The sequence below is a fragment of the Streptomyces sp. NPDC037203 genome (assembly GCF_055605065.1).
Genome location: NZ_JBVJUC010000008.1, coordinates 162,224 through 183,254, shown reverse-complemented (window position 1 = coordinate 183,254; position 21,031 = coordinate 162,224). Strand labels below are relative to the sequence as shown.

The following is a 21,031-nucleotide window of genomic DNA, read 5'->3' as shown; positions in this document are numbered from 1 at the left end:
TTCCGGGAGGGCTCCGGGTCGCCGCCGCGGGCTGCGGGGACGTGAACCGGGGCCGACGGACCAGTCTGCCAGGACTGGGCCCATCCCCCAAAACCGGGGGTGCGGTTGTTCTATTCCGCGGGCGGTCCGGGCGGCCGTCCGTCAGCCGCTGACCACGCCGCCGGCCTCGCCCGTGGCCGTGCCCTTCGTGGCCGACTTCGGGATCGGGCGGTCCTGCTTCAGCGCGTCCCACACCAGCTGGGCCTTGGACTTGACCAGCAGCACCCGGTTGGGGTTCGCCGGGTCGTACTCGACGGGCATGGTGACCATCGTCATGTGCCGGGAGTCGATGCCCTTGAGGCCGTCGGCGAACTGGATGAGGGAGTTGACCGAGCCGAGGTCGGAGTCGGTGGTGACGGCCTTGGTGGCGGTGTCGGCGAGGTCGTACAGCTTCTTGGGGTCGCTGAAGACGCCGACGCTCTTGACCTGGCCGAGCAGCGCCTTGACGAAGGCCTGCTGGAGCTGGATGCGGCCGAGGTCGGAGCCGTCGCCGACGCCGTGCCGGGTGCGGACCAGGCCGAGGGCCTGCTGTCCGTCGAGGGTGTGCGTGCCGGCCTTCAGGTCGAGGTGGCTGTTCGGGTCGGCGATGGCCTTGGTGGTGGTGACCGGGACGCCGCCGAGGTCGTCGATGAGCTTCTGGAAGCCCGCGAAGTCGACTTCCAGGTAGTGGTCCATGCGGATGCCGGTGAGGGACTCGACGGTCTTCACGGCGCAGGCGGCGCCGCCGGTGGAGTACGCCTCGTTGAACATCACGGCGCTCGCCGGCGGGTGCGTGGTGCCCTTGGTGTCGGTGCACGCGGGGCGGTCGACCAGGGTGTCGCGGGGGATGGAGACCACGCCGGCCGTCTTGTGGCCCTTGTAGACGTGGACGATCATCGCGGTGTCGGAGCGGGCGCTGCCGTCGTCCGTGCCGCCGCCGAGCTTCTTGTTGGAGCCGGAGCGGGTGTCCGAGCCGAGGACCAGGATGTTCTCGGAGCCGTTGTCGATCTTCGTGGGGCGGTCCCTGCCGAGGACCTGGTTGATGTCGACGCTGTGCAGGTTGCCGTTGAGCTTGAAGTACAGGTAGCCGGCCCCGGCGCCGCCGAGCACCAGCACGCCCGCGGCCGTCCAGGCCGTCGCGAGCAGGGCCTTGCGGCCGGTGCTGCGGGGCTTGCGGCGCCGTCCCCGGCCCCTTGGGCCGGGCTCCTGGGCGCCGGTCTGGGGTATCGGTTCCGGCATGCTCTCGGCGGACACGGCACTCCTAGGTCTCGTCGATCGGTTACCCCCTGCGGTCAGGGTCAGGCGCGGTCGTCACCGCTCCATCGTCACCCCGTCCGGGAGGACGGAGAAACTCGGGACAGCGTTGCACAACGCAGAGTGCCCACCGTGTGCGGCGATGGGCACCGTATGTAGTCGCCAGGGTCCGGGATACGGCGCTCACCTGGGGTTTTGCCGCCGGTTGTCGTACGTTTCCGGCCGGGTACGCACCGTAACCCTTGTGGCAAAGGTCTCGCGCCGGCGCCTGCCGGCAGCCGTACGGCGAAGAGGCCGCCCCCTCGAAGGGGACGGCCTCTCGTTCGGCGCCTGAAGCGTCAGTCGCCGTTGCCGGGGGTCGGCGTCGTCTTCTGGATCTGCATCAGGAACTCGACGTTCGACTTGGTCTGCTTCATCTTGTCCAGCAGCAGCTCGATCGCCTGCTGCTGGTCCAGGGCGTGCAGCACCCGGCGCAGCTTCCAGACGATGCCCAGTTCCTCGGCGCCCAGCAGGATCTCCTCCTTGCGGGTACCGGACGCGTCCACGTCCACCGCCGGGAAGATGCGCTTGTCGGCGAGCTTGCGGTCGAGCTTGAGCTCCATGTTGCCGGTGCCCTTGAACTCCTCGAAGATCACCTCGTCCATGCGGGAGCCGGTGTCCACGAGGGCCGTCGCGAGGATGGTCAGCGAACCGCCGTCCTCGATGTTGCGCGCGGCACCGAAGAAGCGCTTCGGCGGGTACAGCGCGGTCGAGTCGACACCACCGGACAGGATGCGGCCGGAGGCCGGCGCCGCCAGGTTGTAGGCGCGGCCCAGACGCGTGATGGAGTCCAGCAGCACGACCACGTCGTGGCCCAGCTCCACGAGGCGCTTGGCGCGCTCGATGGCCAGCTCCGCGACCGTGGTGTGGTCCTCGGCCGGGCGGTCGAAGGTCGAGGAGATGACCTCGCCCTTCACCGACCGCTGCATGTCGGTGACCTCTTCCGGACGCTCGTCGACCAGGACGACCATCAGGTGGCACTCGGGGTTGTTGTGCGTGATCGCGTTGGCGATCGCCTGCATGATCATGGTCTTGCCGGTCTTCGGCGGGGCCACGATCAGACCGCGCTGGCCCTTGCCGATCGGCGACACGAGGTCGATGATCCGGGTCGTCAGCACACCGGGGTCCGTCTCCAGGCGGAGGCGGTCCTGCGGGTACAGCGGCGTCAGCTTGTTGAACTCCGGTCGGCCGCGGCCGTGTTCGGGCGCCATGCCGTTGACGGAGTCGAGGCGGACCAGCGCGTTGAACTTCTCGCGACGCTCGCCCTCCTTGGGCTGGCGGACCGCACCGGTGAGGTGGTCGCCCTTGCGCAGGCCGTTCTTGCGGACCTGGGCGAGGGAGACGTACACGTCGTTCGGGCCCGGCAGGTAGCCGGAGGTCCGGATGAAGGCGTAGTTGTCGAGGATGTCCAGGATGCCCGCGACGGGGATCAGGACGTCGTCCTCGGCGACCTGCGGCTCGGCGATCTCGTCGCGGCCACGACGGCCCCGGCGGTCCCGGTAACGGCCGCGCCGGCCGCGCCGGCCGCCGTCGAAGTCGTCGTCGTCCTGCTGCTGCCGGTCCTGGCGGCCGCCCTGCTGGCCCTGCTGCTGACGCTGGCCGCCCTGCTGGTCGTCGCCCTTGTTGCGGCGGTCACCGCGCTCACCACGGTCACCGCGCTCACCACGCTCACCGCGGTCACCACGCTCACCGCGGTCACGGTCACGGCCGCGCTCACGGCGGTCGCGGCGGCCACGGCCCTCGCCGTCACCGGCGTCGTTCTTCGCGGACTCGCCCTGCGACTGCTGGGCGTCGGACCTGGCCTCGGTCTTCGCCTCGGCGGCGGCCGTCTCGGTGCCCGCGGCGGGGCTGCCGGCCTCGGCGGTGGCGCGACGGCGACGGCGCTCGGCCGGCGCCTCGTCCGCGCGCTCGGCCTCGCTCGCGCGGGCGGTGCCCCCGGCGACGGGCTGCCCCGGAATCTCGATCTGCTGCTGCGCCTTCTCGGCGGGCGCCTCGGACTTGGCGGCCTTCTGCGCGCCGTCCGCGCTCTCGCCGGTGCGGGCCTTGGAGGTGGCCCGGCGCTTCGGCTTGGTCTCGGCGGCGGCCTCGGTCTTGGGGGCGCCGCCCTGGGCCTGCGCCTCCTTGATGACCTCGATCAGCTGGCTCTTGCGCATCCGCGCGGTGCCCCTGATCCCGAGGCCCGAGGCGACCTGCTGCAACTCGGCCAGCACCATGCCCTCAAGGCCGGTACCCCGGCGCCGCCGGGAGCCGGCACCGGTGGCAGGCGCGGAGGCGTCCGTGGCGGGCGCGGCAGCGGTCTCCTCGACACGTGCGCCCATCAGATCGGTGGTGTCGCTCACGAAGGGTCCTTCCCTGGAGCGGACGTCGGCCTTCTGGCTCGGCGACCGGTTGTGCTGTCCGGCTACGGTCCTGTCTTCGGTGAACCGTGCCGGGGCGGTGGTCCGCCAACGAACGCGGCGGAAGAGAAATGTGCGGTGATGGCGCTTCCGCGAGCCGTGGCACCCAGTGTCACGTGGCGTGGTCGCACCTGTTCCGGAGCATGCCCTGCGACCGGCTCAGTGCTCGCGTCCGTCGTACTGCCCAGGTACGGCGCACGGAACACGGAGTGGCGTGGGGGGCTCCCGGAAGAATGTCTGTCCCGGACGGGGACACGTGGCACCTCGCCATGGTGAGGTCGGGTGCAGACTTGAGATTAACACTACCGGATCCAACAAACATTCCCCCTCTCCAAATCCGGCAACCGTGTGTCAGGGCGCAAGCGGAAGCACGCTCGCTCCCCGCATGTCGAGGTCCAGCCGGTTGGCGGCCCAGCCCTCGCCCGCGAGGTGGGAGACCTTGTCGGCGGTGCCGGCGTCGGTCAGGGCCATGACGGTGGGTCCGGCGCCGGAGATGACCGCCGGTACGCCGTCCGCGCGCAGCCGCTCCACCAGCGCGGCGCTCTCCGGCATGGCAGGGGTGCGGTACTCCTGGTGGAGGCGGTCCTCGGTGGCGGGCAGCAGCAGTTCGGGGCGCCGGGTGAGGGCCTCCACCAGCAGGGCGGCACGGCCCGCGTTGGCGGCGGCGTCGACATGCGGCACGGTGCGCGGCAGCAGTCCGCGGGCGGTCTCGGTCAGGACCGGCTTTCCGGGCACGAAAACCACCGGAACGATGGAATCGTCGGGGTCCATCCTGATCGCGCGGGCCACGCCGGTCTCCATCCAGGACAGGGTGAATCCGCCGAGCAGACAGGCGGCCACGTTGTCGGGATGGCCCTCGATCTCGGTGGCCAGCGCCAGCAGGGCCGCGTCGTCCAGCCGGGCCTCGCCGCCTATGGTCACGGCACGGGCGGCCACGATGCCGGCGCAGATGGCGGCGGAGGAGGAGCCGAGCCCCCGGCCGTGCGGGATGCGGTTGGCGCAGACGATCTCCAGGCCGCGGGGCTGGCCGCCCAGCAGGTCGAAGGCGGTGCGCAGGGAGCGGACGAGGAGGTGGCGCTCGTCGCGCGGCAGGGTCTCGCTGCCCTCGCCCGCGATGTCGATGTGCAGCCCGGAGTCGGCCACCCGGACGACGACGTCGTCGTAGAGCCCCAGCGCGAGGCCCAGGGCGTCGAAGCCCGGACCGAGATTGGCGCTGGTGGCGGGGGTGCGCACCCGGACGGCGGCGGCACGGAAGGCTGGACCGGCCATCGCTCGAAGACTCTCCTTGAGCTGCGTGACTGTCTGAGACATTCGATACGTACGTGGAGACCCTCGCGCAGTCGGCGCGGCGTTGCCCCTATGCGCAGTGCATATGCAACGAGCGGGTTCGGTACAGCCTATCGAAGGAAGGTTCAGTAGCGACATAGGGCGCACAGGAGGCGCACGATGCGTGTCGTAAGCCCCCTGTGCCCCCTGTCAGGGAAGACTCAGGCGAGGCCGAGGCGCTCGGCCGCGGTGGCCGCGTCGACCGGGACGGTGACCGGCTGCGGCGCGCCGGCGACGGCCCAGTCGGGGTCCTTCAGGCCGTTGCCGGTGACGGTGCAGACGATGCGCTGGCCCGGATCGACCTTGCCCTGCTCGGCGGCCTTCAGCAGGCCGGCGACGGACGCGGCGGAGGCGGGCTCCACGAAGACGCCCTCCTGCGCGGCCAACAGCCGGTAGGCGCGCAGGATTTCACGGTCCGTCACCTCGTCGATGGCACCGCCGGATTCGTCTCGTGCCGCGAGCGCGTACTGCCAGGAGGCCGGGTTGCCGATCCGGATGGCGGTGGCGATGGTCGACGGGTCCTTGACCACCTCGCCGCGCACGATGGGCGCGCTGCCGGCGGCCTGGAACCCCCACATACGGGGCGTACGGGTGGCGGCCTTGTCGGCGGCGTACTCGCGGTAGCCCTTCCAGTACGCGGTGATGTTGCCCGCGTTGCCGACCGGCAGGACGTGGATGTCGGGCGCGTCGCCGAGCATGTCCACGATCTCGAAGGCGGCCGTCTTCTGGCCCTCGATCCGCACCGGGTTGACCGAATTGACCAGCGCCACCGGGTAGTTCTCGCTCAGCGCGCGGGCGAGAGTGAGGCAGTCGTCGAAGTTTCCGTCGACCTGGAGGATCTTCGCGCCGTGCACCAGGGCCTGGCCCATCTTGCCGAGCGCGATCTTGCCCTGCGGCACCAGCACGGCCGAGACCATGCCGGCGCGCACGGCGTACGCCGCGGCGGAGGCGGAGGTGTTGCCGGTGGACGCGCAGATGACGGCCTTGGCCCCTTCCTCCTTGGCCTTGGAGATGGCCATCGTCATGCCGCGGTCCTTGAAGGACCCGGTCGGGTTCGCACCCTCCACCTTGAGGTGGACCTCGCAGCCGGTGCGCTCGGAGAGCACCTGCGCGGGCACGAGGGGCGTGCCGCCCTCACGGAGCGTCACGACCGGCGTGGTGTCGGAAACCGGCAGCCGGTCCCGGTACTCCTCGATGATTCCGCGCCACTGGTGGGTCATTGCTGGTTACTCTCCTTCAACCCGCATGATGCTGGCGACACCCCGCACGGTGTCGAGCTTGCGCAGCGCCTCGACGGTACCGCTGAGGGCGGCGTCGAGGGCCCGGTGGGTGACGACGACGAGGGACGCCTCGCCGTCCTTGCCCGATTGCCGAACGGTGTCGATGGACACCCCGTGCTCGGCGAAGACCGTGGCGACCTGGGCGAGGACGCCCGGTTTGTCGGCCACGTCCAGGCTGATGTGGTACCGCGTGACGACATCGCCCATCGGGGAGACCGGCAGCGCGGCGTACGCCGACTCGCCGGGCCCCGTGGTGCCGTTGAGCTTGTTGCGGCAGACGGCGACGAGGTCGCCGAGCACGGCGGAGGCGGTCGGGGAACCGCCGGCGCCGGGGCCGTAGAACATCAGCCGGCCGGCCGCCTCGCTCTCCACGAAGACGGCGTTGTACGCGCCGCGCACGGAGGCGAGGGGGTGGCTCAGCGGGATCATGGCGGGGTGCACGCGCGCCGTGACGGACGCCCCGTCCGGCGCCCGCTCGCAGATGGCGAGCAGCTTGATGGTGCAGCCCATCTCCTTGGCCGAACGGAAGTCGGCGGCGGTGACCTCGGTCATCCCCTCGCGGTGGACGTCGTCCAGGCGCACCCGTGTGTGGAAGGCGATGCCGGCGAGGATGGCGGCCTTGGCGGCGGCGTCGAAGCCCTCGACGTCGGCGGTCGGGTCGGCCTCGGCGTAGCCGAGCGCGGTGGCCTCGTCCAGGGCCTCCTGGTAGCCGGCGCCGGTGGAGTCCATCTTGTCGAGGATGAAGTTGGTGGTGCCGTTGACGATGCCGAGCACCCGGTTGACCTTGTCGCCGGCCAGCGACTCGCGCAGCGGGCGGATCAGCGGGATGGCGCCGGCGACGGCGGCCTCGTAGTAGAGGTCCCGGCCGTGCTCCCCGGCGGCGGCGTGCAGGGCGGCGCCGTCCTGGGCGAGCAGCGCCTTGTTCGCGGAGACGACGGACGCTCCGTGCTCGAAGGCGGTGGTGATGAGCGTCCGGGCGGGCTCGATCCCGCCGATCACCTCGACCACGACGTCGATGTCGCCGCGTTTGACGAGCGCGGTGGCGTCCGTGGTGACCAGGGCCGGGTCGATGCCCTCGCGCACCTTGGCCGGACGGCGTACGGCGACCCCGGCGAGCTCCACCGGGGCGCCGATCCTCTGGGCGAGGTCGTCGGCGTGCGTCGTCATGATGCGCGCCACCTCTGAGCCGACGACCCCACAGCCCAGCAGCGCCACCTTCAGCGGACGCGTACGCATCATCCGACCTCGTTTCCTCTTACCGTCTACGGTTGGACCAGTCTCACTCACCGGACGGGACTTTCTACCCTTCGTCCGGATCCTGAGACGTTTATTTCATTTTCGCGGGGTCGGAAGACCGCAGATCTTCCATCCCGCGCCGACGGGACTCATCCGACGTCGAGACGCAGGAGGTCCTCCTCCGTCTCCCGCCGGACGATCAGCCGGGCCTCGCCGTCCTTCACCGCGACGACGGGCGGCCTCGGCACATGGTTGTAGTTGCTGGCCATCGACCGGCAGTACGCCCCCGTGGCCGGTACGGCGATGAGGTCGCCCGGCGCCAGATCGGCGGGCAGGAACGCGTCCTTGACCACGATGTCCCCGCTCTCGCAGTGCTTGCCGACGACGCGGACGAGCATCGGTTCGGCGTCGCTGGCCCGCGAGACGAGGGCGACGCTGTACGCGGCGTCGTACAGCGCGGTCCGGATGTTGTCGGACATGCCGCCGTCGACGGAGACGTAGGTGCGCAGCGCCTCCAGCGGCTTCACGGTGCCGACCTCGTAGAGCGTGAACGCGGTCGGGCCGACGATGGCGCGCCCCGGCTCGACCGAGATCCGGGGGGTGCGCAGCCGTGCGGCCTCGCATTCGCGGCTGACGATCTCGCCGAGCGCCTTGGCGATCTCGTGCGGCTCACGCGGGTCGTCGTCGCTGGTGTAGGCGATGCCGAGGCCGCCGCCGAGGTCGATCTCGGGCAGTTCGACGCCGTGCTCGTCGCGGATGTCCTTGAGCAGTCCGACGACGCGGTGGGCGGCGACCTCGAATCCGGACATGTCGAAGATCTGCGAGCCGATGTGGGAGTGGATGCCGATCAGTTCGAGCCCGTCCAGCTGCAGCGCCCGCCGTACCGCCTCGGCGGCCTGCCCGCCGGCGAGCGGGATGCCGAACTTCTGGTCCTCGTGGGCGGTGGCGATGAACTCGTGGGTGTGGGCCTCGACGCCGACGGTGATCCGGATCTGCGCCTTCTGCCGCTTGCCCAGGGACTGGGCGATGTGGGCGACCCGCACGATCTCCTGGAAGGAGTCGAGCACGATCCGCCCGACGCCGGCCTCCACGGCGCGGGTGATCTCCTCGACGGACTTGTTGTTCCCGTGGAAGGCGATGCGCGCGGGGTCCATCCCCGCGGACAGCGCCGTGGCCAGCTCGCCACCGGAGCAAACGTCGAGATTCAGCCCTTCTTCCGCCAGCCAGCGCACGACGGCGCGCGAGAGGAACGCCTTCCCGGCGTAGAACACATCGGCGTCCGCCCCGAAGGCGGTGCGCCAGGCGCGCGCCCGCGCCCGGAAGTCGGCTTCGTCCAGGATGTAGGCGGGCGTGCCGAACTCCTCGGCGAGCCGGGTCACGGGGACCCCGCCGACGGTGACGACCCCGTCCTCGCCGCGGCCGACGGTCTGCGCCCAGACCTTGTGGTCGAGCACGTTGAGGTCGGCGGGCGGCGCGGAGTAGTGACCCTCGGGCAGGACATCGGCGTGACGGGGCCCGGCGGGATGGGCGGAACGGCTCATGACGGTGGCTCTCAGACTCTCTGTCTCTCTCCGGGGGACATCGGTTCCTCGGTCCCCTCAGAGATGTTCGGGTGCGTCGATGCCGAGCAGGGACAGGCCGCCGGCCAGCACCGTCCCGGCCGCTTCGGCAAGCGCGAGCCGGGCCCGGTGGGCGGCCGAGGGTTTCTCCTCGCCGATCGGCAGCACACCGGTCAGAAAGGGCAGCACGGCATCCGCGACGGTGACGAGATGCCGGGCCAACCGGTCCGGGGCGCGATGGGTGGCGGCCGCGGTGAGGATGCGGGGGTAGTCGGACAGGGGGGTGTGAAGGGCGGCGGCGAGGGGGGGTGGCTCGGTCGGCGGGTCCTGCTCGGTCAGGGGGCCGGGTTCGGCGGCGAAGCCCAGGTCGGCGGCGTTCCGGCCGAGGGCACGGATGCGGGCGTGGGCGTAGCGCACCCGGAACAGCGGATTGCCCTCGCGCTGGACGAGATGGTCCGCGCTGATGCGGGGCCGGTCGTGCGGCGCGGGGTGGAGCAGCGCCCACCGGGCGGCGTCGGGCCCGAGCGGCGCGGGGTCCTCGGGCGCGGGCACGGGCCGCAGATTGACGGGCTCGCCGTGCGCCACGGTGGCCCGCCCACCCTGAGTGGCGACGATCCGTACGACGGCGTCGGCGACGACCTCGGCCCGCACGTCGTACGGCACCCGCAACGCGAGGACCTGTCCGGCGAGGGCGTCCCCGTGCCCGTACCGCTCCCCTTGCGCGCGGATCTCCCGTGCCAGCGCCTGGAGCGGATCGACCCGCAGGTCGAGCCGGAAGTTGAGGAAACCGGGCCCGGTGACGACGACGTCCTCGATGCCCTCCGCCGCGATGAGCCGGGGCCGCAGGATCTCGGCGACCTTGAGCGGCGGCTTCCCGGCCGCGCGGGCGAGTTGGAGCGCGACGTTGGTCGCGTACTGGCCGCATCCGCCGGCCCCCGGCTCCGTCACGACCACCCGCTCGGGAATCGCTCCGCTCAGCTCCCCCTCGTCCACGGCACGACGCACCGCGTGCAGGACGGTGCGGGAGAGTTCGACGGGGGTCACGGGACAAGGGTAGGGGAGGCAGGGGGTGGGAGGGCGAGCCGGTTTCCCTGGTGAGACGGGGAGGGGCGCTGTCCTTGCCTGCGGACGCGGGGCGCCTAGAGGCCGGACCCCTCGGAGCCGCCCGGTTCACCCGATGGAAACGCCGCCGGCCACCCCATCCGCGAGCCCGTCATCGTCGTCGTCCTCATCCCCGTCACCACCACCGCCCCCTCCCCCGCGCCCGGCGCGGCCCTGGATCAGCTGCTTGACGAGGCGCACGAGTTCGGCGGGTTCGAAGGGCTTGGAGAGGAAGGCGTCGACCCCGACGTCGAGGCCGGTCTCGACCTCGTACTGGGTGCAGGCGCTGATGATGGCGAGGGGCAGATGGTTCGTACGGGGATCGGCGCGGAGCCGGGCGGCGGTGCGCAGCCCGTCCAGCCGCGGCATGACGACGTCGAGCGTCACGAGATCGGGCCGCACGTGGTGCACCACGTCCAGACACTCGGCACCATCGGCCGCGGTCACGACCTCAAGCCCTTCCAGCTCGAGATTGACCCTGATCAGCTGCCGGATGACCTTGTTGTCGTCGACAACAAGCACCCGGCCCGACGCGCCCGGCACAACTCGAGAGTAGGACCGGCCGGGCCACCGCGTCCGGGTTTTCCCCACTTCCGCCCCCTCCAGGGGACCCCTCCCCGCAAACGGGTTCCTGATCACCCCACCGGACCTGCTAATGTTCTATCCGTCGCCGCGAGCACAACGCTCCGCAACCGACACGCCCCCGTAGCTCAGGGGATAGAGCAACGGCCTCCGGAGCCGTGTGCGCAGGTTCGAATCCTGCCGGGGGCACACTGTGCAAGTGTGTCCAAGACCCCGTCACCAGCGGAAACGCTGAGGTCGGGGTCTTCGCGTTTGTGCAGGCGTGTGCGGTCCGGAGCGGCTGTGTGTCGGGGTCTGTGGACTATTCGTGGACAGAATCTCGGTGCGTCTTCCCAGGTCAGCCAGCACATGTGAGGCCGACAGCCGTCACCCGGCATCCGGCCATTGCTCAGGGAACCGGGGTGGCTCCGAGCCGGCCTGCCGTTCGGCTCGTCGCGCGTTCTCACCGCGGAGCGAGGTCAACCAAGGCCAGAGATCCGGGAGCGGCTGTGCCGAGCACGCCAATCGGTGCTCGACACGGCACCGCTGATAAGGGTCTGGCGGACATACTCCGTAGACGGCCACTCGCCCATCTGACAGCTCGATCCACCGATGCTCCGCCGGCACCGTGTGGGCCAACGGGTTCATATCCGGCTCCAGCAACACCCAGTCCTGCTCAAGCGTCGCCACTCGGTCTTGCAACAGGCCACAGTACGGACAGCGCGACTGCCCGCCGCGCAGCCGACGTGGCTCCTCCTCCGAATACCCCATACGGTGAGGGTCGACAGCCCTGCGGCATATTCGTAGAGATGAATTGGACGGAACCTCTGAGCCGTCCGATCATCAGTGATACGAAAGGCGACGCGGCAGGTGCACTCAGCATCTACCGGCCGCCGGCATACGGCTGATAAACGACAATGCCATCCGCTCGTGTAAGCGGAGGGCATCGGTGTGCTTGCTTGGTCATTCGTATTCGCGCAACAGATCCTCGATCTTGCGGTTGGCCATCTCCTGCCGTCCATCGATGCACTTGACGTAACGGCTCAGCAACACCTCAACACTGTTGCCCGCACGCTCGGCCACTTCGGTCGGGTCCACCCCGGAGTTGAGCCACGTCGACAGCGCCGAGTGCCGCAGATCGTATGGGCGCGCGGCAAGCGGGGAAGCAACCGCGGCCGGCGGAAGCGCCAGTACACGGGCCTCCTGCCACACGCGGTAGTACGTCGAAGAGCCGACCACTCCCCCGCGCTCATTGGTGAACAGTCGCCCGTCCTCGGCGGTGCCGAAGGTATCGAGATGCTGCCGAAGGATGGCGACGAGCTGGGGCGGGATCGGTACGAGCCGGACCTCCTCCGCCGGCCGGTTCTTCAGGCCCCGGTCGTCATGGGTCTCGCCAGAGTCCGTCCACCGCTTGCCGACACTGGGGCGCGTCCTGTTCAGGAGGACCGTCCCCCAGCCAACCTCGGGCAGCTTCACGTCCGCGGCGGTAAGGCCGACGGCCTCAGCCGGACGCAGAGCGCCGTAGTACAAGCAGCTCCAGCCCAAAGCCGCTCCGCCGACCTGAGGTAGTCGGTGCGGGGTTGGCAGAGGGCGAGGTCTCATTCACCGGTCATGCCCTAGCCCCAGCATGTACCTTCGTCCTGCAGACATCAGAGCTGAACTGGGAGGGGCTATGGAAGCAAGGAACCGAAGCTTGAGCGAGTGGCTTTCTGCGGTGAGGTCCGGCCAAGTGAAACTTCCCCGTTTCCAGAGATTTGAGGCCTGGAGCTACTCACAAGTTCAGGGCCTGCTTGAGAGCGTACTGAATGACCTTCCCATCGGCGCTATGTTTCTGCTCGAGGTAGAAGGAAATCCCCCTTTTCATCCCCGTCCCATCAACAGTGCTCCCGCGGAAGGTAAGGTCAGCGAACTCCTACTCGATGGCCAACAGCGCGTTACGGCCCTTTGGAAGAGTTTGCATGGAGGTTACCCCGAGCGCGAATTCTTTGTCAGCATGATCGAGAAAACAGACTATGCTGGCACTGCGGTAAAAAGCATCAAGATCAGCGAGCGGGACGGTAAACGTTACCCTCTTTGGGTAGACGATCCCGCTAAATTGCTCGAGCGCGACCTTGTCCCTGTGCGGCTACTTCTACCCGGGGAGGGCGCCAACGACACGGCGATTGAATGGATCCAGACGGCGTGCGGCGATGATCACGCCAATGTCATTAAACTCATCAAGAAGGTCAACGGATGGCGATCCACAGTTTCCGCCTTCAACATTCCCTTCCTGTCTCTACCTAAAGATACAAGCGCCGCTCAAGTTCTGGAGGTCTTCACGCGAATCAATACGGGGTCGACGCCGCTGTCCATTTTCGATATCATCACTGCCGACATTGAGCAAGCAGTCGGAGAGTCACTACACGATCTGCTCGAAAACCTGAACGGCCGTGTTCCGGGGTTGTCTCGGTATGGAGACGTTCAAGACATCGTTCTCCGGACCGCGGCCCTAATGCAGGACAAGACGCCAGACCGACCTAGCATCCTCAACCTGGACTGGGATGTGGTTGTTACCACTTGGCCTCGCCTGGTCGCCGGAGCCGAAAAGGCAGTGGAATTTTTGGAGGCTGAAAAGGTAATAGACTCTGCCAGGCTGCCGATTTTCACGGCCGTGCCTGCCCTGATAAGCCTTTGGTCGCACGCTACCGACCTGAGTCCCGACAGACTAGGAGAAGCACGTACGCTGATACGTAAGTTCATGTGGCGTGCATTCTTTACTGAGCGCTATGAAAGTAGCGCACACACAGCAGTGATTCAGGATGTACGAGAGTTGACCAAGGCCATCAGGGATGGGGCTCCTGATCCAAAGCCACCCATTTTTAGTGAAGACCTCCCAAGCCTCGAAGATCTACAAGAGGCGGGATGGCCCAAGAAAAAAGACCGCCTTGCACGGGCAATCCTCCTGGTTAGCCTTCAGGGAGGAGCCACTGATCTCGCCGAGGGCGAGGCCATTACTACACTAAACGCGACCAGTCGCGAATATCATCACATCTTCCCGGACGGCTATCTTAAGGACCATAAGGTAGCCCTACCCTCAAACCTGGCCCTCAACTGCGCCCTCATTACCTGGAAGACGAACAGGACCATCCACAACAAAGAGCCACTCGTCTATATGCGAGATCGCGCGGAAGCAAGCAGTCTCGGTGATGATGAAATCGTTTTTCGCCTCAAGACACACGCCATTCCTGAGAAACCACTTAGGGACAACGACTACGAGGCATTCATCAGTGCGCGGGCAGAAGAAGTCGAAACAGCTATGAATTCCTTGACGAGCGGTCGCTTGTGGAGCCCCTGACGACAGTCAAGCTGCAGCGCTGACCGGTTAGCGGGAGATCTCTACCCCCCAAGCACCGCGTCGTGCAGTGGTTCACCGTCAATGCCACGAACCACCTGCACTTGCAGAAACCGCCGGCTGATGGGAGGCAACACTCACAGATGAGCGCTGCTTCCCATCGATTGCCGACACCGCTGCTCTCTCCACAGTTCGAGGCGCGGCTTTGGGTCGGGGTAGGATAAAAGGCCATCGACCAGGACGTTCTCACTCCGCCGAGCCAGTCATGGCACTCCACCGACTCGGCGCCTGCCTCGACCTCCGCAGATGCGAGGCAAGCAGTCGGCCTCCGGAGCCGTGTGCGCAGGTTCGAATCCTGCCGGGGGCAACTTGGTTCAGGTGCCCAAGACCCCGTCACCAGCGGAAACGCTGAGGTCGGGGTCTTCGCGTATGTGCAGGCGTATGCGGTCCGAAGCGGCTGCGGACGGGGCGTGGACGGGGCCTTGAAGCATCGTCGCAGGTGAGGTCCGGAAAGCCACGACGTCGCTGGACGGTCGGTCCACAGCGCCCCGGTGTTCCTGAACTGCCGGATGCTGGTAGGCGTCGAGGTGCGGGAGCGCGAGGGCCGGGCCGGAGTGCCGGTGCGAAGGGCTGCTTGCATCGCCCTCCGTCTGATCCTGATCGTCGAGGCTCCCTGGCTGTTCGTCCTATTCGCCGGAATCACTGCGGAGCCCGCCCACGGCTCCGGTGGGAACGGCCGGCAGCCCACCGGGATGCCGGGCTCAGGCCCGGTTCCAAGCCTGGCGATGGCGAGCAACGCTCCTGCTCCACCTGGTCGGCCGTGAGAACGCCCGAGAGCGGAGTGAGTGCCGGGAACTGACGCTCCTGGTACACCCGGACATCGAGCTGCGTAGCCACCACCTTCAGCTCGGTGACACCAACGAAGACGCGCACAGGCTCAACTGCAACACTCAGTGATCGACATCCACTTTGTTGGCCAAGGGGATGGCCCTCTCAGGGCCCGGGGGTCCGTTCCACGGGAGGGGGTGTGCGGCTGTAGTGGGTTCCCCTGGTGCCGTAGTGGGCGAGGTGCAGGGTCTCACCGTCGACTTGGAGCTCTGGAGGCGGAGGGTTGGGCACGGAGATCCACGGGTGGGAGTGGCCGTCGATGCGGACGGACTCCCGGGGTTGGTTCCAGCTGTCCGCCGTTTCTTGGGCCCGCTCGCGGGTCCACGGGTTCTGCAGGATCCGCGGGGCAGCCGGGTCGTGCTCAGAGCCGTTGAGGCTGCGCACCAGAGCTTCGCTGTAGACACCCTTGACCCGGAAGTTCTCCAGGTCATGCGTGCGTACGACCATGCTGACGTACCGGCGGCCGTTGCCCCGGTGCCGACCCACCGCAGGCCAGCGGCAGTGGCCCGGGTCCCAGCGGACGGGCGGGAGCCACAGCAGGGCGCCTGCGCGGAAGTGCTTCGTGCCGTGCTGGATGTCGAGGCCGCCCTCGCCGTGCGCGGTCTCTCGCGTCACGTTGGCCACCAGGCACCAGCCCAACAGCCCGTCCGACGTTTCTTCTTCGGTGGGTCCCATGTCTGCCACGCCGAGAATTCTGAGGCACAACACGGGGCGCGAGCCAGACGATATCGGCACGGTGTCGGCCGCCGGCTTTCGAACCCGGTCTCCTGAATGGTCAGCGGTCTTGAAGGCCGTCGCGGCGCGAGTCAATGTGGGTTCAGATTCCACGCCCACCGCGAGACGAACGGCCTCTGACCGGGTGAAACGGTCAGAGGCCGTGGGTTGTCCGAGCAGGTTTCCCCTACTGCTCGTAAGGGTTGAAGCACTTGAGCGCGGCCCAGCCGTAGATGACCTTGTGGTCCTTGCGGACCACCTTGCCGTAGATCCAGGCCTTGTCCACCTTGATGTCCTTGTAGCCCTTGTAGTCCACCTTGGTGCCGTTCATGAGGTCACCCTTGTAAGCGACGCCATTGACCTTCGCGCTGGTGTTGGACTTCGCTCGTATGTTGACTGAGCTGCATGTGGCCTTCAACTTCCAGGTGGAAGCTGCCGAGGCAGATCCGGCGCTCAGTCCCAGCGCCCCTATCGCGAGGGCGGAAGCGCTCATAACGGCCACCAGTGACCTCTTCAGCATTGCCGTGCTCCTTGTCGACTATCGCCTCGACTGTCCGCAAAAAGCAAAGCCGACCGTGTCAGGTCGTCCGCGAGGACAGACGCGACTGCCTGGTAAACCCCCGTGAGCAGGCCGATTTTCGTCAGACCGTCGACGATCTTTCGACAGCTCGTCAACAGCCTGGCCTGTGTTCTGCTCGATCAGGTTCCGTGACGGCAAGGGTAGTTGGCGGTGGGTACGCGTTACGCGGGCGGGGTCTCAAGGTCGGACGTGCCGCTGATCGAGTGGGCGTCACGACAGGTGAGGTCGGTGCGGATGGCCGCCTCGGTCGACACCGTTCTCGAACGCGCAGCAGTCAGGCCCGGCACACAGCTGGAGGTCCCAGGCGGTATGCCTGAGGCCTCGATGTAGGTCCAGGGTGTCTCACTGGTCGTGTGTGCAGCCGGATGTCGGCCTGAGCGACCGCGGCTCGGGGCTGGTTGTCCGATGGCGTCGATCGAGTGGGCTCCTGTGGAGGAGGAAGGCCACTACGCGCCGGGGGCGGGGGTGAAGCCGTCGGATGTGGCGGCGGGGCGGCCGAAGGTCCAGATGCGGTCGAATTCGGCCTGGAAATGCTGGTACCACTGGCCGTCACGGTCCGGGGTCAGCGTGAAGACGGCGTCTCCGGTGGCGGAGCTGTGCGAGTAGATGTCGACATGGATGTGACCCGACGGGCGCTGCGGGTCCACCAGCGCAAGGCCGAATGCGGGGACGAAGGGGATGAATCTCACCTCCACCCTGCCTTCCGCGCCCGGAGTCTCCATCACCTCTCGCAACAGGTCGATGGACGGACGCAGTCTGTTCTCGTACACGCTCGGCCGGTCGGGAATGGTGCTGCGACGCGCCGCTTCGGCCGGGGCGGAGGTGGTCGGATCGATCAGCGCCACCTTGACCGTCGCTCCGGCTGTGACTCGGCGTTGCAGTTCGTCGACCAGGTCTCGCAGCGTGCGCGACAGGGTCACCCCGATGATTCTGATGTCCTGCGCGCCACGTATCTGCTCGATCAGCTCGGGTTTGCCGTGGGACAGGAAGTCCTCCGCGGACACCTCGCCTTCGAGGCGGGAGCGCACGTGCGCGGCCAGGTCGGAGACCTGCCTGCGGCTGCCGAGCAGCCCTCCGGCAAGCAGGGCCAGGGTGGCGAGGGTGGCGGCGGCCAGGGTCTTCCCGCCGGCTATGTCGAGAACTCCCAGGACCGCCAGGGCCAAGGACAGCAGGGCGGTCGTATAGATCTCCAGATGCTCGCCACGGGACAGGTCTTGGCGTACTCGTCGCAGGAGGGTCATGGCGGTCATCGTGTGCAGCGGGCCGGGGGGCGTCAACGCGGGTGTGAGCCAGCGCTGCCGGGACCGGGGGCGGCGAGGACCGGCAGCAAGGCCGAGCAGGGATTGGCGGTGCAACGGCACCAGGGCATGCGGGCCCGGGTCCGGGGTTGACGGTCGCGGTCTCGCGTCTTTGGCCGCGTACTCGGTGATGCGGGGCCGCAACGGCGCGCTCGGTCAGCCGAAGAGGTGTGAGCGCCCCGCGAAGCCGGCGCGGGGAGCCCTGCCGGGCGTGTCCGTGGAGGGGACGGAAGACCTCGGGGAAGGGGCTGTTGAATCGGTCACGGCAGCGCCCTCGGCGGACGGCGCAACGTGGACTTCCGCCCGCCCGCGCACCGGCACCGGGGCGCTGGGCCAAGCCGGGAGAGCCGAGGTGTTGATGAGCGCCCCAGCACGATGCGCATTTTGCCAGCAGCTTTGTGCCGGCCTCGAAGATCGTGGCGCCGACGTCTGCTTTACCGGGCAGGCCCGCAGCTCCGGGCAGCGGCACAACGTAGACTCGCTGATCGTAAAGGTCTGTCGCCAGCCGGCACTGGCGTGTCCTGCTTGTCCGGCCGTGGCTGCGGACGGATGAGGGGACGGCGCCCTCTGCGATGTCAGTGGCTCCCGCCACAATGGCTGTGCTCATGGGAAGCCCATCGAGCCTTGACGAGTCGCTAGGATCCGCAGCGCGACTGCCGCAGTCGCCGAGAAAGGGGCAGCTGGATGCAACGATGGACGTTCGCCGACCTCTTCAGCGGCGCCGGCGGAATGAGCTATGGGTTTCATGCACATGGCGCCTTCCAGCTGGTCGGGGCCGTTGACGCTCAGCTGGGCAAGCCCAGCAGCGGCAGGGGAACGCTGGAATGCAATGACACCTATGCAGCCAACATGCATCTCCAGCCATTCGAAAAAGACATCGCTGCACTTTCCGGCTCAGATCTTCGCTCACTGCTGGAACCGCGGCTTCAGGGCCGGGAACTGGACGTGCTCAGCGCTTGCCCGCCTTGCACTGGTTTGTCCCGAGCCAACCCGAAGAACCACATCGAAGACGACGCGCGAAACTCGCTGATCGGAAAGACAGCGGAGTTCGTCGCAGAACTGATGCCCTCCGTCCTGGTGATGGAGAACGCGCGGGAGATGCTTCAGGGAAACTTCCGCCATCATTTCGAACAGCTCCGCGCAGACCTGAAGGACATGCGCTATCGCGTCTACGCCGGCACCCACATGCTGACGCGGTTCGGACTGCCGCAGCAGCGCGAGCGCGCCTTGGTCATCGCCGTCCGCGAGGACAAGCAGCTCCACACCCTCGAAGAGCTGTGGGGCGACGCGACAGTGCAGCCGGAAGCCATCTCGGTGCGGCGGGCGATCAGCCATCTACCGCAGGTGGCAGCAGGCGTGCGTCACCCCGCCGATCCGATGCACGTCTCGCCCTCCATCGGTACGGACGTCACACTCAGGCGGCTTCAGGCCACCCCGCGCAATGGCGGCTCGTGGATCGATATGCGGGAACATCCCGACGCTGACATCGTATTGACGCCGGCCATGAAACGTACGATCGCCGCCGGCAAGTTCGGTTCCTATCCCGACATCTACGGGCGTTTGTGGTGGGACAGGCCGTCGCCCACCATCAAGCGAGAGTGCTCGCACTTCGGCAACGGGAGATACTCGCATCCCGAACAGGACCGGCTGTGCACCGTGCGTGAACTTGGTCTCCTGTCAGGTTTCCCGGAAAGCTTTGTCTTCAAGGCCCGTGCGGTCTCCAACATGTACCGTCATATCGGCGATGCGGTACCGCCGTTGATTTCTTACCAGTTGGCGCACGTCACCGAGTGGGTGCTGACAGGAAAGCGGCCCGAACTCGAGAGCGTCATCCTTCCCGGAACCAGCCTGCGGCCGGAGGACATCGTGCTCTCCGACCAGCCGGCGCAGCTGGATCTCGCCGCGGTTTGACGTCGGTACGGGCGGAGCGCTGTTCATCGAGATCGCGCTCCGCCTTTTCATTCGTTCCCGCTATTCGGTACTCTCAGGAATAGTGGGCACCGTCCAACTCGCATGGATCCGGCAACGCTTGACCGGGATTCGAGTCAGGGTGACCTTCTCGACGCTGCCGTCGAGAACCAGCTTGAATGCGATACCGTTGCCGTCCTTCACGAGCGCAGAGCTTCCGCCGTTTTTCGTCGGCAGCGTGAAGTCGTCTTCAGTAAGGTCGGCCACGCCCATCAAAAGGCTTTTCGGTATCTCTACGAGGTCATAACGCACAAATTCATGACCCACCGAAAAGGCGCGGAGTGTGGCGATTCTGTCATACTCGGCCAAGTGCGCAAGAAACCTCGGCAGACATTCGCTCGCAAAGTCTCCGGGCGTCTTGCAGTCCCGAATCCAGCGAGCCTCGGAGAACTTCGAGACCACGATACTGGATTTACCTATCCCTGCCGATGCCTCGGTCTTCAGCGACCAGCGCACCCCGTCGACTATGACATCAGCACCCTGGAAGGTTTGCGATAGCGTTTTACTCGCGGAGGCTCCCGCATACCTGGCTGCGGCGATGAAGGCATATTCGAACGAAGTTTTCTTGAATTTCTCTTCGGATGTCGCATGGTGAACTTTCAGGCGATTCAAAAAGTAGTCGCTGAATTCACTGCTCACCAGGTCGGAGCAAGGATCGAGTTGAACCTCGCATGGCTGCCGCAATGCCTCGGCCATTTCCCCGAGCATGTCCAGTTGCGCACTGTCCAAAAGCTGCGCCCGCGAAACCAAACGCTCCAGCGTCACTTCCACCCCTCATGTAACACCAGTGGGGGAGCTATGTGATCACCCGGCCTTGAACGCTGTCAACCAGATGACGCAACAGGGCCGGGACCGGTCCGAAGGAACTCTCCGTCGGCCTGCGCAAGGCCCGGAGCAGAATGCGCGTAAAAGCCGGACCTGCTTTGTGCGAGCTGCTGGAGCCTATAGTCGGCCGGCTCCGGGTGGATTTCGCCTTGGGGAGCAGGTCGGCGGGTGTCTCGGCCAGGTTCTCGTGCCGTAGGTAGTGCACGACCCCCTCGGCGCCTTCTCGTCTTCTTCTGATCCGCTTTCGGTGGGCGTGGCATGCCTGCTGGGTCGGCGGAAGGCCGTTCGAAAGGGGGCGGAGGTGGAATGGGACGCGGCTCGGGGGTGGCCCCGGCGGAGGGAGTGTCCGTGGACGAGGAGAGAGCGATGACGAAGACCAGGGTCGTGACCCGCGCGGTGCTCGGTCTGGTGGCCGGGGTGGCGGCGGTGCTGACGGTGGCCGGGGCGGACGGGGCCGCCGCGTCCGCTCCCGGAGACACCCACTGGGGCGCGGCCCGCGCCATCCTCGCCGCCGCGTCCGCACCCGCCGACACCCACTGGGGGGCGACCCACGCCGCCCTCGCCGACACGGCGCCCGCGGACACCCACTGGGGCAGCACACCGGCGGCCCCCGCCGCCGTTCCCGCGGACACCCACTGGGGTGCCACCGCCGCCTAG

16 protein-coding genes, 1 tRNA gene and 1 pseudogene are annotated in these 21,031 nt (G+C 67.6%); 4 read left to right on the top strand and 14 right to left on the bottom strand.

Features of this window, described 5'->3' with window-relative positions:
* Positions 1 to 141: 141 nt before the first annotated feature.
* The 8 genes from ACZ7EC_RS22540 to ACZ7EC_RS22505 form a co-directional block, all read right to left on the bottom strand.
* Positions 142 to 1,272 carry an LCP family protein gene (locus ACZ7EC_RS22540; protein ID WP_471065049.1) on the bottom strand — a complete coding sequence of 377 codons (1,131 nt, stop codon included), beginning with the start codon at positions 1,270 to 1,272 and terminating at the stop codon, positions 142 to 144.
* A 338-nt stretch (positions 1,273 to 1,610) separates the two neighbouring features.
* Positions 1,611 to 3,650 carry a transcription termination factor Rho gene (gene rho, locus ACZ7EC_RS22535; RefSeq protein WP_471065047.1) on the bottom strand — a complete coding sequence of 680 codons (2,040 nt, stop codon included), beginning with the start codon at positions 3,648 to 3,650 and terminating at the stop codon, positions 1,611 to 1,613.
* 408 nt (positions 3,651 to 4,058) lie between these two features.
* A complete protein-coding gene (thrB, locus tag ACZ7EC_RS22530; RefSeq protein WP_471065045.1) occupies positions 4,059 to 4,976 on the bottom strand; it encodes a homoserine kinase in 918 nt (305 codons plus the stop codon).
* A gap of 218 nt (positions 4,977 to 5,194) precedes the next feature.
* Positions 5,195 to 6,253, bottom strand: coding sequence for a threonine synthase (gene thrC / locus ACZ7EC_RS22525; RefSeq protein ID WP_397984019.1), 1,059 nt, complete (start codon positions 6,251 to 6,253; stop codon positions 5,195 to 5,197).
* 6 nt (positions 6,254 to 6,259) lie between these two features.
* Positions 6,260 to 7,552, bottom strand: a complete 1,293-nt coding sequence (locus ACZ7EC_RS22520; RefSeq protein ID WP_471065043.1) for a homoserine dehydrogenase — start codon at positions 7,550 to 7,552, stop codon at positions 6,260 to 6,262.
* Positions 7,553 to 7,698: 146 nt separating this feature from the next.
* Positions 7,699 to 9,090 carry a diaminopimelate decarboxylase gene (gene lysA / locus ACZ7EC_RS22515; protein WP_471065041.1) on the bottom strand — a complete coding sequence of 464 codons (1,392 nt, stop codon included), beginning with the start codon at positions 9,088 to 9,090 and terminating at the stop codon, positions 7,699 to 7,701.
* 57 nt (positions 9,091 to 9,147) lie between these two features.
* Positions 9,148 to 10,152: an ArgS-related anticodon-binding protein NrtL gene (gene nrtL, locus ACZ7EC_RS22510; RefSeq protein WP_471065039.1), complete on the bottom strand. Its 1,005-nt coding sequence runs from the start codon at positions 10,150 to 10,152 to the stop codon at positions 9,148 to 9,150.
* Between the two features lie 126 nt (positions 10,153 to 10,278).
* Positions 10,279 to 10,800 (bottom strand): response regulator, encoded by a 522-nt coding sequence (locus ACZ7EC_RS22505; RefSeq protein ID WP_397987173.1) that lies wholly within the window; start codon positions 10,798 to 10,800, stop codon positions 10,279 to 10,281.
* A gap of 108 nt (positions 10,801 to 10,908) precedes the next feature.
* Here ACZ7EC_RS22505 and ACZ7EC_RS22500 point away from each other — a divergent pair.
* Positions 10,909 to 10,980, top strand: a tRNA-Arg gene (locus ACZ7EC_RS22500).
* 177 nt (positions 10,981 to 11,157) lie between these two features.
* On the opposite strand, the gene ACZ7EC_RS22495 is transcribed toward ACZ7EC_RS22500, so the two are convergent.
* Together ACZ7EC_RS22495 and ACZ7EC_RS22490 are read right to left on the bottom strand one after the other, a co-directional pair.
* The gene (locus tag ACZ7EC_RS22495; protein ID WP_471065037.1) at positions 11,158 to 11,541 is read right to left on the bottom strand and encodes a DUF6083 domain-containing protein; all 384 of its coding nucleotides are present in this window, start codon (positions 11,539 to 11,541) and stop codon (positions 11,158 to 11,160) included.
* A 192-nt stretch (positions 11,542 to 11,733) separates the two neighbouring features.
* A pseudogene (locus ACZ7EC_RS22490) lies at positions 11,734 to 12,309 on the bottom strand (tyrosine-type recombinase/integrase); the annotation flags it as partial.
* Positions 12,310 to 12,463: 154 nt separating this feature from the next.
* Here ACZ7EC_RS22490 and ACZ7EC_RS22485 point away from each other — a divergent pair.
* Positions 12,464 to 14,104, top strand: a complete 1,641-nt coding sequence (locus tag ACZ7EC_RS22485) for a GmrSD restriction endonuclease domain-containing protein (RefSeq protein WP_471065035.1) — start codon at positions 12,464 to 12,466, stop codon at positions 14,102 to 14,104.
* A gap of 990 nt (positions 14,105 to 15,094) precedes the next feature.
* Here the strand turns inward: ACZ7EC_RS22485 and ACZ7EC_RS22480 are convergent.
* From ACZ7EC_RS22480 to ACZ7EC_RS22470, 3 genes are all read right to left on the bottom strand, one after another.
* On the bottom strand, positions 15,095 to 15,664 hold the full coding sequence (locus tag ACZ7EC_RS22480) for a hypothetical protein (RefSeq protein ID WP_471065298.1): 570 nt from the start codon (positions 15,662 to 15,664) through the stop codon (positions 15,095 to 15,097).
* A gap of 226 nt (positions 15,665 to 15,890) precedes the next feature.
* Complete coding sequence (locus ACZ7EC_RS22475) at positions 15,891 to 16,034, bottom strand: hypothetical protein (protein WP_360087597.1); 144 nt, start codon at positions 16,032 to 16,034, stop codon at positions 15,891 to 15,893.
* Positions 16,035 to 16,729: 695 nt separating this feature from the next.
* Complete coding sequence (locus ACZ7EC_RS22470; RefSeq protein WP_471065033.1) at positions 16,730 to 17,524, bottom strand: hypothetical protein; 795 nt, start codon at positions 17,522 to 17,524, stop codon at positions 16,730 to 16,732.
* 741 nt (positions 17,525 to 18,265) lie between these two features.
* Between ACZ7EC_RS22470 and ACZ7EC_RS22465 the strand changes: the two genes are divergently transcribed.
* Entirely contained in the window at positions 18,266 to 19,492 is a 1,227-nt protein-coding gene (locus ACZ7EC_RS22465) for a DNA cytosine methyltransferase (RefSeq protein ID WP_471065032.1), read from the top strand.
* A 60-nt stretch (positions 19,493 to 19,552) separates the two neighbouring features.
* On the opposite strand, the gene ACZ7EC_RS22460 is transcribed toward ACZ7EC_RS22465, so the two are convergent.
* The gene (locus tag ACZ7EC_RS22460) at positions 19,553 to 20,314 is read right to left on the bottom strand and encodes a hypothetical protein (RefSeq protein ID WP_471065030.1); all 762 of its coding nucleotides are present in this window, start codon (positions 20,312 to 20,314) and stop codon (positions 19,553 to 19,555) included.
* 426 nt (positions 20,315 to 20,740) lie between these two features.
* Between ACZ7EC_RS22460 and ACZ7EC_RS22455 the strand changes: the two genes are divergently transcribed.
* Complete coding sequence (locus ACZ7EC_RS22455) at positions 20,741 to 21,031, top strand: hypothetical protein (protein WP_471065028.1); 291 nt, start codon at positions 20,741 to 20,743, stop codon at positions 21,029 to 21,031.